Origin of the sequence: Atlantibacter sp. RC6 (assembly GCF_014193285.1) — a bacterium.
In the GTDB taxonomy this organism is placed as follows: Bacteria; Pseudomonadota; Gammaproteobacteria; order Enterobacterales; family Enterobacteriaceae; genus Atlantibacter.
Genome location: NZ_JACHZE010000015.1, coordinates 47954 through 59391 on the forward strand (window position 1 = coordinate 47954; position 11438 = coordinate 59391).

Sequence of the window (11438 nt, forward strand, 5' to 3'; positions counted from 1 at the left end):
CACGGGCATTCGGACAGGCCTGTTTATTAACAATCAAAGAGATGAGTTTGCCATCACGTGGCTGGCTGGGATGCGCGGTTTCCGGACCGTCCAGAATCTTAAACATAGCCGCGCGCCCGTCAGGCTGCGCACCCCGCAAGTAGAAATTTGCGGCGAAGATCACCAGTCCGATGCGGATTGTTGAACATTAACAGTCGGTTCAGGGTGGCAATCATTCAGACGGATGAGTTTTACAGAGGTTGCTATTCAACACACGACTGTATTACTCCTGTGACATACTATCGGTAATGTTGCACCCGACAGCTTGCCGGGATAAGGAGAGAAGATGAACCAAGCCGTAGTAAGCCTGACGCCAGAACAGGCGCTGGATCAACTGGAAGCCCTTTACGACCAGGCGGTAAACGCCCTGCGCGACGCCATTAGCCTGTACATTTCAGAAGGAAAATTGCCGGATGCCACCCGCCGCGCCAGCGGGCTGTTTGTTTATCCGCAACTGCAAGTGAGCTGGGACGGCACGGCGGTTAATCCGAAAAAGACCCGCGCTTACGCCCGGTTTACCCATCCTGGCTGTTACACCACCACCATTACCCGCCCGGCGCTGTTCCGCGCCTATCTGGCGGAACAACTGGAGCTGCTGTATCACGATTACGGCGCGATCATCGAAGTGGCGCCGTCGCCACATGAAATCCCCTATCCTTACGTGATTGACGGCTCGGCGCTGACGCTGGACCGCTCCATGAGCGCCGGTCTGGCGCGCCATTTCCCCACCACCGAACTGGCGCAAATCGGCGACGAAACCGCCGATGGGATTTTCCACCCCACCGAGTTTTACCCGCTGTCGCATTTTGACGCGCGCCGGGTCGATTTCTCGCTGGCGAGGCTGCGCCACTACACCGGTACGCCGGTAGAGCATTTCCAGCCGTTTGTGCTGTTTACTAACTACACCCGCTACGTAGATGAGTTTGTGCGCTGGGGATGCAGCCAGATCCTCGACCCGGACAGCCCGTACATCGCACTCTCCTGCGCGGGCGGCATCTGGATCACCGCGGATACCGAAGCGCCTGAGGAGGCGATTTCCGATCTGGCCTGGAAGAAACACCAGATGCCGGCCTGGCATTTGATCACGCAGGACGGACAGGGGATCACGCTGGTGAATATCGGCGTCGGGCCGTCGAACGCAAAAACTATCTGCGACCATCTGGCGGTGCTGCGCCCGGACGTGTGGATGATGATTGGCCACTGCGGCGGGCTGCGCGAAAGCCAGGCGATCGGCGATTATGTGCTGGCTCACGCTTATCTGCGCGATGACCACGTCCTGGACGCGGTACTGCCGCCGGATATCCCGATCCCGAGCATTGCCGAAGTGCAGCGCGCGCTGTACGACGCCACCAAACAGGTGAGCGGCATGCCTGGGGAAGAGGTCAAACAGCGGTTGCGTACCGGCACGGTCGTCACCACCGATGACCGCAACTGGGAGTTGCGCTACAGCGCCTCGGCGTTGCGTTTTAACTTAAGTCGCGCCGTGGCGATTGATATGGAAAGCGCCACCATCGCCGCTCAGGGCTATCGCTTCCGGGTGCCCTACGGCACGCTGCTGTGCGTATCGGATAAACCCTTGCACGGTGAAATTAAACTCCCCGGCCAGGCAAACCGGTTTTACGAAGGGGCGATTTCCGAGCATTTGCAGATTGGCATCCGGGCGATAGATTTACTGCGCGCCGAGGGCGACCGCCTCCATTCCCGTAAACTGCGCACCTTTAACGAACCGCCGTTCCGCTAACCGCGCAACACCGTCCGGGTGAGCGTTTTCACCCGGATTTTCGGCAAGTTGTGGAATTAATCAGCAAACGCACTCAAAATCAAAAACAGGCTTTGACAAGCATTCGGTGGGTCGATACTATGCGCCCCGTTCACACGATTCCTCTGTAGTTCAGTCGGTAGAACGGCGGACTGTTAATCCGTATGTCACTGGTTCGAGTCCAGTCAGAGGAGCCAAATTTAGAAAAAGCAGATATCGGAAGGTATCTGCTTTTTTGTTTTTATAGCTTTTCCCTGTCTCGCTACCTCCCAGAAACATCAGTTCAGAATAGCTTCCAGCCTGGCCAGTACTTCATTCACTATCGCCTCGGGAATACGTTCCACACGCTTGCCGCTCCTGGCTACCATATCGATGGTTCTGGGCTGGTCGCAGCGAATGACGCCCGTTGTTTTGGTGCCGGTCCCGTCTAGTGAAACGGTAAACCCAGCAGCATGGGCAAAGTGTCCGCCACGGGTAACGGGAACGACAACGGGTAGACGGGTAAACGTATTAAACGATGCCTTCGATACGATAAGCACCGGACGCTTTCCGCTTTGTTCATGACCAGCAATGGGATCGAGTGAAACAAGCCAGATTTCGCCTCTGTCCATTTATAGAATCTCCTTGCCCACCGGCGGCGCATCCATCCATTCACGATCCTCTTCGCTCATTTCGGCGTTGGGATCACACTGCGCCAGCAACTCTTCAAGTGAATAACGGGGCCGTTTCTGGGGTTCAATAATCAGGCAGCCATTATCAATGGTCATACCCACTTCGCTGTCCGTAGACAGTTCCAGCGTTTTCAGCACGGCGGGAGGAACCGCCAACATGATGGATCCGCCGACCTTTTTTAAACGAGTAGTAAACATATTAAACCTCCGAAAGTTATATTTTAATATAACATCGAAGTTGCGAAATGCACAATTAGTCATCAATTCCATTGATGATTTCCTTAACGCAGCCAGGCGTGAAAGCCAATACTAAGAAACTGATTTGACGGTTGAAATGTTTATGATGGATCAGATAAATAAAATGCGGCGCAGCTTCCGTAACGGGTCTGCGCCGCAGGCAGGAAAGAATATTACTGTACAGACGGCACCATTCCCGCCATAACTTTTTGAGCCCGCACCCAGACTATCTGCGCCTGCACTGCCACCATGATGGCAATCAGCACGAGGATTTCCCCAAAACCGTTATGCGGCTGCGGATGGTTAAAATACAGCCAGGTGCCGAGCAGGAATTTAAACGCTACCAGCCCAAGGAATAAACCAATCGTCAGCGCGCTTCCCTGGCTGAAGACTTTACCGCCCTCAATGCTCAGACGCGTTAAATTACCGCGCATCACTCCCACCAGCGCGCTTGCGCCAACGCTTAACACAACGGTTGCCCAGGCGATGGCATCGGTCGGCAGGTAAAAGCCGCCAACCACCAGGCCGACAATGCCGTAAATTTTCGCCATTTTGAACCGGCCTTTACCGTTCACTTCGGTGCGGATGGTTTGTTTGTAAACCGACCAGCAGGTCAGGGCTATCAGCATCAGAATTTGAGTGGTCGTCATTTTTCACCTCAGCGATTCAGGAGTACGTGTCGATGAAATAATCTTACCAGTGGAAAGATAAACGCCGAATCAACAAAACGAACGAAAAAAAACCAGGCGTTTAAGCCTGGTTCGGTTCGTAATATGGGGAATTAAAAGGTCGTCCCGACCACATGATTAATCTGTACCGGCATGCCCGAGCGGCGCTCAAGAGCTTCGGCAACAATCTGCGCATCGGCATCCGGGCTTTCCACTTCCTTACGCAACGCCCCGGTTAAGGTGATCGGCACACGTTTATCCGATTCAAACTCGGTGCGGTTGCGCGATAGCGGCTCGTGGACTTCCAGCCAACGCGTGCCGTCCGGTTCAATGGTGGTTTTTACCGGCTGATCGATCAGCTGTACACGCGTTCCCACCGGGACATTATCGAACAGCAATTTAATGTCATCGTCGCGCAAACGGATACAGCCCTGGCTCACCCGCAGGCCGATCCCAAAATTGGCGTTGGTGCCGTGGATGGCATACAGGCGGCCAATATAAATCGCATACAGCCCCATCGGGTTATCCGGCCCGGCAGGCACAAACGCCGGCAACGTAACACCCTCTTTGGCGTATTCGCGGCGGGTATTGGCGGTCGGCGTCCATGATGGCGCTTCTTGTTTACGCTCGACTTTGGTTACCCAGTTGCGCGGCGTCTCGCGGCCCGCCTGGCCGATACCAATCGGCAGCACCACCACGGTTCCGCTGTCTGGCGGATAGTAATAGAGGCGCATTTCGGCGCTGTTCACCACAATCCCTTTACGCGGCGTATCCGGCAGGATCACCTGCTGAGGAATAATTAACTGGCTGCCAGGTTTAGGCAGATACGGATCAACGCCCGGATTGGCCTCCAGCATATTGCTGAGCCCAAGCCCGTACATCGCCGCAAAGTGTTCGAGCGGCTCGGTGTTGCCTTCCGGTATCGTGATGGTGATATTACTGCCCACCAGGCGGCTGCCTTCGGGCGGCAATGGATAGGTAGTCGCCCAGGACGCTCGCAGCGCAGAAACCAGAAGTAAAAATGAAACCAATATTAAACGAAGCATAGCGTTCCTTATTGAGTCAGAACTTTAAGCATAGATTGTCAAAACATGACCGAATGTTACAGAAGTATGATCTTATAGCCACCCTGGTGTGAAATGCCCATTCTCTCCATTCTGAAAAGTTATCCTGATTACCTGATTTTATGAATTTCGATGATAACAATTATCATTTGCCCTCTCATATAGCTTAGGCTATGTTTTATAGCAGGTGCTATAAACGATGAAATATCAATCAGGAGAGAGGCATGATGGGAACCGGAAAGGGGCGCAGTGCGGCTGCAATAACGGCACTGGTTGCCATGCTGATGTCTTTTCACGCCAGCGCGCAGGAAAAATTTAAAGCAGTCACGACGTTCACCATCATTGCCGACATGGCGAAAAACGTGGCCGGGGACGCCGCTGATGTGGAATCCATCACCAAACCCGGCGCAGAAATTCACGAGTATCAGCCCACGCCTGGCGATATCAAACGCGCCCAGGGGGCAAAGCTGATCCTTGTTAATGGCATGAACCTGGAGCTGTGGTTTGCCAAGTTTTATCAGCATCTTAAAGGCGTGCCGGAAGTGGTGGTCACGAAAGGCATCACACCGATGGCCATCGGTAATGGGCCGTATCAGGGCAAACCTAACCCTCACGCATGGATGTCGCCGGATAACGCCATGATTTACGTGGATAACATCCGCGATGCTTTTGTTGAGCACGATCCGGCCAATGCCGACACCTATCGCGCGAATGCCCAACGCTATAAGCAAAAAATTGCCGCCACTCTTGCGCCGCTGCATCAAAAGCTCGATCAACTGCCGCCGCCGCAGCGCTGGCTGGTAACCAGCGAAGGGGCATTTTCCTATCTGGCCCGGGATATGGGGCTGAAAGAGCTGTATCTGTGGCCCATCAATGCCGATCAGCAAGGCACGCCGCAGCAGGTACGCAACGTGGTGGACACCATTAAGCGCGAGCGCATCCCGACGATTTTCAGTGAAAGTACCGTATCCGATAAGCCAGCCCGCCAGGTGGCCCGGGAGACCGGCGCGCATTACGGCGGCGTACTGTATGTCGATTCACTGAGCAAAGCCGACGGCCCGGTTCCCACCTATATCGATTTGCTACGCGTCACCACCGACACCATCGTCACCGGCATCCGCGAGGGGGCAGCACAATGATTTCTCCTTTCAGGCGAGTTCAAACTTCAGATATCTCACGTCACGGACCCGGCGTGGCGGTTAACCAGGCGACCGTCACCTGGCGCAATGGCCACACCGCCCTGCGCGACGCGTCGTTTCAACTTCCGCAGGGCAGCATCACCGCGCTGCTCGGCGTCAACGGCGCGGGAAAATCGACGCTGTTTAAAGCCATTATGGGGCTGGTGCCGCTGGCGCACGGCACTATTACCCTGTTGGGCATGCCAGTGAAAACCGCGCTCGGCAATAACCTGGTGAGCTATGTACCGCAATCCGAAGAGGTGGACTGGAATTTCCCGGTGCTGGTGGAAGATGTGGTCATGATGGGGCGCTACGGCTATATGGGCATGTTGCGCCGTCCGTCCGCCGCCGATCGCCATGCCGCCGATCAGGCGCTGGCGCGAGTGGATATGGGTCATTTACGCCAACGGCAAATCGGCGAGCTCTCCGGCGGCCAGAAAAAACGCGTCTTTCTGGCGCGGGCGCTGGCGCAGAACGGGCAGCTGATTTTACTGGATGAACCCTTTACCGGTGTGGATGTGAAAACCGAGCAGCAAATCGTGACCCTGCTCGGTCAGTTGCGCGACGAAGGCCGCACGCTACTGGTTTCCACCCATAATCTCGCCAGCGTGCCGTCATTTTGCGATCATACTCTGTTGATTAACGGCAGCGTGGTGGCCTGCGGGAAAACCGCCGACACCTTTACCCATGCCAATATCGAACGGGCGTTTGGCGGCGTGTCACATCATCTGTTCAGCACCTGCCAGGAGGCGGTATGAGCTGGCTGCTTGAGCCCTTTAGCTACGGCTGGATGGTCAACGCCATGTGGGTCTCGGCGCTGGTGGGCGGCGTTTGCGCATTTCTCTCCTGCTATTTGATGCTTAAAGGCTGGTCGCTGATTGGCGATGCGCTTTCCCATGCGATCGTCCCCGGCGTGGCGGGCGCATGGATGCTCGGGCTGCCCTTCTCGTTGGGCGCGTTTTTCTCCGGCGGGCTGGCTGCCGCCGCGATGCTGTTTTTGAATCATCGCACCCGGCTGCGCGAGGACGTGATTATCGGCCTGATCTTCTCTTCATTTTTCGCTCTCGGGCTGTTTATGGTGTCGCTCAACCCCACCGCCGTGAATATTCGGTCGATTGTGATGGGCAACGTGCTCACCATCGCGCCTTCGGACATCCTCCAGCTCTCGCTAATTAGCGGGATTACCCTGCTGATTTTACTGGTGAAATGGAAAGATCTGCTGGTCACGTTTTTTGATGAAACCCATGCCCGGGCCGTTGGCCTGAACCCGGTACTGCTGAAATGCCTGTTCTTTACCCTGCTGTCAGCCTGTACCGTGGCGGCGTTGCAAACCGTCGGCGCGTTCCTGGTGATTTCCATGGTGGTCACCCCCGGCGCGACGGCGTGGCTGTTTACCGATCGCTTTCCCCGGCTGATTATTATCGCCGTGGCGCTCGGCAGCCTGACCAGCTTCTTCGGCGCATGGCTGAGTTATTACCTTGACGGGGCGACGGGCGGCATTATCGTCACCCTGCAAACCCTGCTGTTTGTGCTGGCGTTTTTCCTTGCTCCGCAACACGGCGTTATTGCAGCGCGCAAACGGCGGATGACCCGCCAGGCGGTGCCCCATGACTGAATGGATTATGGCCCCGCTGGGCTTCGACTTTATGGTCAACGCGCTGATCATTTCAGTGCTGATCGCCATTCCCTGCGCCCTGCTCTCCTGCTTTTTGGTGCTTAAAGGCTGGGCGCTGATGGGCGATGCCATGAGCCACGCGGTGTTTCCCGGCGTGGTGATCGCGTGGATGCTCGGCCTGCCCTTCGCGCCCGGCGCGTTTGTGGCGGGGATGCTATGCGCACTGGCGACCGGCTATCTGAAAAACAATAGCCGCATCCGTCACGACACGGCGATGGGCATCGTGTTTTCCGGCATGTTTGGTTTCGGGCTGGTGCTGTATGTCTGGCTCCAGCCGGAGGTACATCTCGACCATATTCTGTTTGGCGATATGCTGGGCATCGGCAACAGCGACATCCGCGATACTGCGCTGGTCACGCTGCTCACCGTGACGGTCATCGCCGTGAAATGGCGCGACCTGGTGCTGCACGCCTTCGACCCGGTACAAGCCCAGGCGGTGGGGCTGCGCATCAGGCTGCTGCATTACGGGCTGTTAGTCTTGCTGGCGCTGGCGATTGTCGCCTCGCTAAAAGCGGTGGGGATTATTCTTGCCATTGCGATGCTGATCGCGCCCGGCGCGATAGCCTTTTTGATTACCCGCAGCTTTGGGGCGATGCTGCTGGCGGCGGTTGGCGTGGCGATTATCGCGTCGCTGAGCGGGATCTGGCTGTCATTTTATCTCGACAGCGCCCCCGCGCCCACGATCGTGCTGGTATTCAGTCTGCTGTTTGTGCTGGCGATGCTGGTTAACCGTCGCCAGCCTGCGCCGCAGCCTGACGCGTAACGTCAGTTTTTTTGCTGCGCGGGTACTTCTGCAACCAGCGTCCACTCATCATACGCCAGTAGAAGAAGAGGCCGCGCACCGCCCAGTCGAGGAACATACCCAGCCATACCCCGATGACGCCCATGCCGAGCATAATCCCCAGCACGTAACCGGCAACGACCCGGCACCCCCACATGCCCAGCATGGTCACCCACATGGCGAAACGGGCGTCGCGCGCGCCTTTCAGCCCGGCGGGAAGCACCCACGCCGCCGCCCAAATCGGCATGAACAGCGCGTTCAACCACAGCAGATGTTTAACTACTTCGATAACGTCCTGCTCACGGGTATAGAACGACGCGATAAGCCCGGCAAACGGTGCGCTCAGCCAGGCGATGGCGGTTAATCCGAGGGTTGAAATCCAGAAAATATGGCGCAGTTGCAGCTCCGCCTGGCTTATCTGCCCTTTACCAAGACGTTTTCCGACAATAATGGTCGATGCCGAACCCAATGCGTTACCCGGCAGGTTAATCAGCGCCGCCACGGAGAAAGCGATAAAGTTACCGGCAATCACGTTGGTGCCCATGCCGGCGACAAACATCTGGGTGAGCAATTTACCGCAGTTAAACAGCACCGACTCTACGCTTGCCGGCACGCCAATCCCTAACACTTCACGCAGAATGGAGATATCAAGGCGGGTGAAATAGCTGCGTAACGTGATCTTAAGCGCCGGGTTAAAGCCGATCATCAACACATAAATAATGCCCAGCGCGCCGATATAGCGCGACAGCGTGAGACCCAGCCCCGCCCCGGAGAATCCCAGCCCGTCCCAGGAAAACAGGCCGTAAATCAGCACGCTGCTGATCATAATGTTAAGAATATTCATCCCGCCGTTAATCAGTAGCGGAATTTTGGTGTTCCCTGCCCCGCGCAATGCCCCACTGCCGATAAGCGTAATCGCCGCCGCCGGGTAGCTCCATACCGTCAGTTGGAGATAATTGAGGGCCAGTTGTTTCACCTGGACGGACGCCTCGCCCGCCACAACATCGATAATTTCTTTACCAAAGTAGTGGATCACCGCTGCCAGCACCACGGCGACAAGCGTCATCAGTATCAGCGACTGACGCGCCGCCGCACGGGCGCGTTTCGGGTCGCGCTTGCCGAGGCTAAAGGCCACGACCACGGTGGTCCCCAGGTCAATAGCCGCAAAAAACGCCAGGATCACCATGTTAAAGCTATCGGCAAGACCCACGCCCGCCATCGCTTCTTTGCCCAGCCAGCTCACCAGGAAGGTGCTGAGCACCCCCATCAACAGTACGCAGGTGTTTTCTATAAAGATCGGCACCGCCAGCGGCATAATTTCCCGCCAGTAAAGGGTACGATAACTTTTTCTACGGCCGTGCCAGTGCGTGCGCGACAAGGTGCGCCGCAGCGAAGTGGATAAGCTCAAGGTGAATCCATCAGGAAAGTAAAACGACTTTTCAATGATGAGTGAGGAACGGCGTTACTGCAAAGTATTTCCACAATTTTTGTTGGCATTTTCAGCGAAACGTCGGCAAAGTGGTCAGTCGCGTGCTGAGGGCTGAAATGGGGTTTGACAAAAAGTTTTCCCCCGCTAAGATAAGCCTCCACACGATTCCTCTGTAGTTCAGTCGGTAGAACGGCGGACTGTTAATCCGTATGTCACTGGTTCGAGTCCAGTCAGAGGAGCCAAATTCTTGTTTTCATGCCGCTTTGCGAATCCTTATGTGATTCATATTCAATGAGTTAGCGTGAAAAGTCTTCCCGATGCATTTTCAGTTTTCCCTCCGCATCGGGAGAATTTGGTGGTCAGATTTGGGGTCAAGTTGGTTCGATGACGGAGTGACCCCCAAATGTCTCTTAACGACTCAAAAATCCGCAACTTAAAATCATCTACAAAACCCTTCAAAGTCTCCGACTCGCACGGTCTATACCTTTTGGTCAATCCGGGCGGTTCACGTCTCTGGTATCTCAAATATCGTATCAATAGAAAAGAATCTCGCCTCGGCTTAGGCGCCTATCCCGATGTGTCTCTGGCTAATGCCCGTCAACAGCGTGACGGTATCCGTAAATTGCTGGCGCAGAATATCAATCCAGCACAACAGCGATCTGCTGAAAGGGCCATTGCATCACCAGAGGAAACCTTCAAATCAGTGGCACTAAGCTGGCATAAAAGCAACCGTGCATGGTCCGAGAACCATGCCGCTCGTCTGCTTGCCAGCATGAACAATCATATCTTCCCGATAATTGGACATCTGCCAGTAACAGAACTGAAAACCCGCCATTTCATCGACCTGCTGAAAGGGATTGAGAAAAAAGGTCTTCTGGAAGTGGCGGCACGAACCCGACAGCATATGTGCAACATCATGCGTCATGCCGTGCATCAGGAGTTGATAGAGCATAATCCAGCGGCCAATCTGGACGGTATAATCGCCCCGCCCGTTAAACGCCACTACCCTGCCCTTCCGCTGGAGAAACTACCGGAACTGTTGACTCGCATTGAGGACTACAAGCAAGGGCGAGAATTAACCCGTTTGGCGGTATCACTTACTCTACACCTCTTCATCCGTTCCAGCGAATTGCGCTTTGCCCGTTGGTCTGAGATCGATTTTAGAAACAAAATCTGGACCATTCCGGCCACCCGTGAAGCCATCCCCGGTGTACGTTATTCTGGACGTGGTGCAAAAATGCGCACGCCACATATAGTTCCCCTCTCTCGTCAGTCCATCGCTATTCTGAAACAGATACGGGATATATCCGGGCATCAGGAATTGATATTCCCCGGTGACCATAATCCATATAAACCAATGTGCGAAAACACGGTTAACAAGGCTTTGCGCCTTATGGGTTATGACACAAAAGATGAAATCTGCGGTCACGGATTCCGGGCAATGGCCTGTAGTGCCTTGATGGAATCTGGACTATGGGCGCAGGATGCGGTTGAACGGCAGATGAGCCATCAAGAACGCAATAGCGTTCGGGCAGCCTACATTCACAAGGCGCAATATCTGGATGCCCGTAAGGCGATGATGCAATGGTGGTCAGATTACCTGGAGGCATGCAAGGGATCTTATGTGCCGCCTTATATTCAAAGCAAAAAAAATCCAGTCAACCAGTCTAACTCTGTTATGATAGATACTGATATATAAGGCATAAGCGGCACCTGTTAGCACAGGTGCTGCTTTTTTATAACACTACAATGAAACTGAAATGGCCCCAAGTTCCATTTAAACAAAACGGCTAAAATTCATTTAGATATAATTGACCTGCCCCCAGTATTAAACACAATCGTCAGTTAGTAATGTCGGTTTGTTTACCTTCAATTTTTCCATTTCGCCAGCCCGCTGCAAATTCCGCTGGCGTCCGATAATTCAGTGAGGAATGAGG

At 54.8% G+C, this 11438-nt stretch carries 12 protein-coding genes and 2 tRNA genes; 8 read left to right on the plus strand and 6 right to left on the minus strand.

Translation table 11 applies throughout. The features are described from left to right. The first annotated feature begins 325 nt into the window (after positions 1-325). Positions 326-1780 carry an AMP nucleosidase gene (locus FHW74_RS22020; RefSeq protein WP_183172429.1) on the plus strand — a complete coding sequence of 485 codons (1455 nt, stop codon included), beginning with the start codon at positions 326-328 and terminating at the stop codon, positions 1778-1780. Positions 1781-1919: 139 nt separating this feature from the next. Continuing rightward, positions 1920-1995, plus strand: a tRNA-Asn gene (locus tag FHW74_RS22025). An 81-nt stretch (positions 1996-2076) separates the two neighbouring features. On the opposite strand, the gene FHW74_RS22030 is transcribed toward FHW74_RS22025, so the two are convergent. From FHW74_RS22030 to ldtA, 4 genes are all read right to left on the minus strand, one after another. Next, complete coding sequence (locus FHW74_RS22030; protein WP_183172430.1) at positions 2077-2409, minus strand: type II toxin-antitoxin system PemK/MazF family toxin; 333 nt, start codon at positions 2407-2409, stop codon at positions 2077-2079. Then, positions 2410-2667 carry an antitoxin gene (locus FHW74_RS22035; RefSeq protein WP_183172431.1) on the minus strand — a complete coding sequence of 86 codons (258 nt, stop codon included), beginning with the start codon at positions 2665-2667 and terminating at the stop codon, positions 2410-2412. A 212-nt stretch (positions 2668-2879) separates the two neighbouring features. Next, entirely contained in the window at positions 2880-3356 is a 477-nt protein-coding gene (locus FHW74_RS22040) for a DUF1453 family protein (RefSeq protein ID WP_183172432.1), read from the minus strand. Between the two features lie 131 nt (positions 3357-3487). Next, a complete protein-coding gene (gene ldtA / locus FHW74_RS22045) occupies positions 3488-4420 on the minus strand; it encodes a L,D-transpeptidase (RefSeq protein WP_183172433.1) in 933 nt (310 codons plus the stop codon). Between the two features lie 296 nt (positions 4421-4716). On the opposite strand from ldtA, the gene FHW74_RS22050 reads away from it, so the two are divergent. Genes FHW74_RS22050 through FHW74_RS22065 form a run of 4 tightly spaced genes read left to right on the plus strand, consistent with a single transcriptional unit; the run spans position 4717 to position 8054 of the window. Beyond that, positions 4717-5577, plus strand: a complete 861-nt coding sequence (locus FHW74_RS22050) for a metal ABC transporter substrate-binding protein (protein ID WP_370528062.1) — start codon at positions 4717-4719, stop codon at positions 5575-5577. Next, positions 5574-6374 carry a manganese/iron ABC transporter ATP-binding protein gene (locus FHW74_RS22055; protein ID WP_221192565.1) on the plus strand — a complete coding sequence of 267 codons (801 nt, stop codon included), beginning with the start codon at positions 5574-5576 and terminating at the stop codon, positions 6372-6374. The genes FHW74_RS22050 and FHW74_RS22055 overlap by 4 nt, the downstream gene beginning before the upstream one ends. Beyond that, positions 6371-7231 (plus strand): metal ABC transporter permease, encoded by an 861-nt coding sequence (locus tag FHW74_RS22060; RefSeq protein WP_183172435.1) that lies wholly within the window; start codon positions 6371-6373, stop codon positions 7229-7231. Before FHW74_RS22055 ends, FHW74_RS22060 begins: the two co-directional genes overlap by 4 nt. After that, a complete protein-coding gene (locus FHW74_RS22065) occupies positions 7224-8054 on the plus strand; it encodes a metal ABC transporter permease (protein ID WP_183172436.1) in 831 nt (276 codons plus the stop codon). Before FHW74_RS22060 ends, FHW74_RS22065 begins: the two co-directional genes overlap by 8 nt. Here the strand turns inward: FHW74_RS22065 and FHW74_RS22070 are convergent. Then, on the minus strand, positions 8017-9480 hold the full coding sequence (locus FHW74_RS22070; protein ID WP_183172437.1) for an EmmdR/YeeO family multidrug/toxin efflux MATE transporter: 1464 nt from the start codon (positions 9478-9480) through the stop codon (positions 8017-8019). The genes FHW74_RS22065 and FHW74_RS22070 overlap by 38 nt on opposite strands. Continuing rightward, positions 9477-9662, minus strand: coding sequence for a DUF5951 family protein (locus FHW74_RS23060; protein ID WP_221192567.1), 186 nt, complete (start codon positions 9660-9662; stop codon positions 9477-9479). The genes FHW74_RS22070 and FHW74_RS23060 overlap by 4 nt, the downstream gene beginning before the upstream one ends. Positions 9663-9667: 5 nt before the next feature. Between FHW74_RS23060 and FHW74_RS22075 the strand changes: the two genes are divergently transcribed. Both FHW74_RS22075 and FHW74_RS22080 read left to right on the plus strand, forming a co-directional pair. After that, positions 9668-9743: transfer RNA gene (locus FHW74_RS22075), tRNA-Asn, on the plus strand. A gap of 161 nt (positions 9744-9904) precedes the next feature. After that, on the plus strand, positions 9905-11200 hold the full coding sequence (locus FHW74_RS22080; RefSeq protein ID WP_183172438.1) for an integrase arm-type DNA-binding domain-containing protein: 1296 nt from the start codon (positions 9905-9907) through the stop codon (positions 11198-11200). Positions 11201-11438 lie beyond the last annotated feature (238 nt).

Coding starts and splice junctions, on each gene's coding strand:
- FHW74_RS22040 (WP_183172432.1), bottom strand. CDS start 3,356: ATGACGACCACTCAAATTCTGATGCTGATAGCCCTGACCTGCTGGTCG.
- FHW74_RS22080 (WP_183172438.1), top strand. CDS start 9,905: ATGTCTCTTAACGACTCAAAAATCCGCAACTTAAAATCATCTACAAAA.
- FHW74_RS22050 (WP_370528062.1), top strand. CDS start 4,717: ATGCTGATGTCTTTTCACGCCAGCGCGCAGGAAAAATTTAAAGCAGTC.
- FHW74_RS22055 (WP_221192565.1), top strand. CDS start 5,574: ATGATTTCTCCTTTCAGGCGAGTTCAAACTTCAGATATCTCACGTCAC.
- FHW74_RS22035 (WP_183172431.1), bottom strand. CDS start 2,667: ATGTTTACTACTCGTTTAAAAAAGGTCGGCGGATCCATCATGTTGGCG.
- FHW74_RS22060 (WP_183172435.1), top strand. CDS start 6,371: ATGAGCTGGCTGCTTGAGCCCTTTAGCTACGGCTGGATGGTCAACGCC.
- FHW74_RS22065 (WP_183172436.1), top strand. CDS start 7,224: ATGACTGAATGGATTATGGCCCCGCTGGGCTTCGACTTTATGGTCAAC.
- FHW74_RS22030 (WP_183172430.1), bottom strand. CDS start 2,409: ATGGACAGAGGCGAAATCTGGCTTGTTTCACTCGATCCCATTGCTGGT.
- ldtA (WP_183172433.1), bottom strand. CDS start 4,420: ATGCTTCGTTTAATATTGGTTTCATTTTTACTTCTGGTTTCTGCGCTG.
- FHW74_RS22020 (WP_183172429.1), top strand. CDS start 326: ATGAACCAAGCCGTAGTAAGCCTGACGCCAGAACAGGCGCTGGATCAA.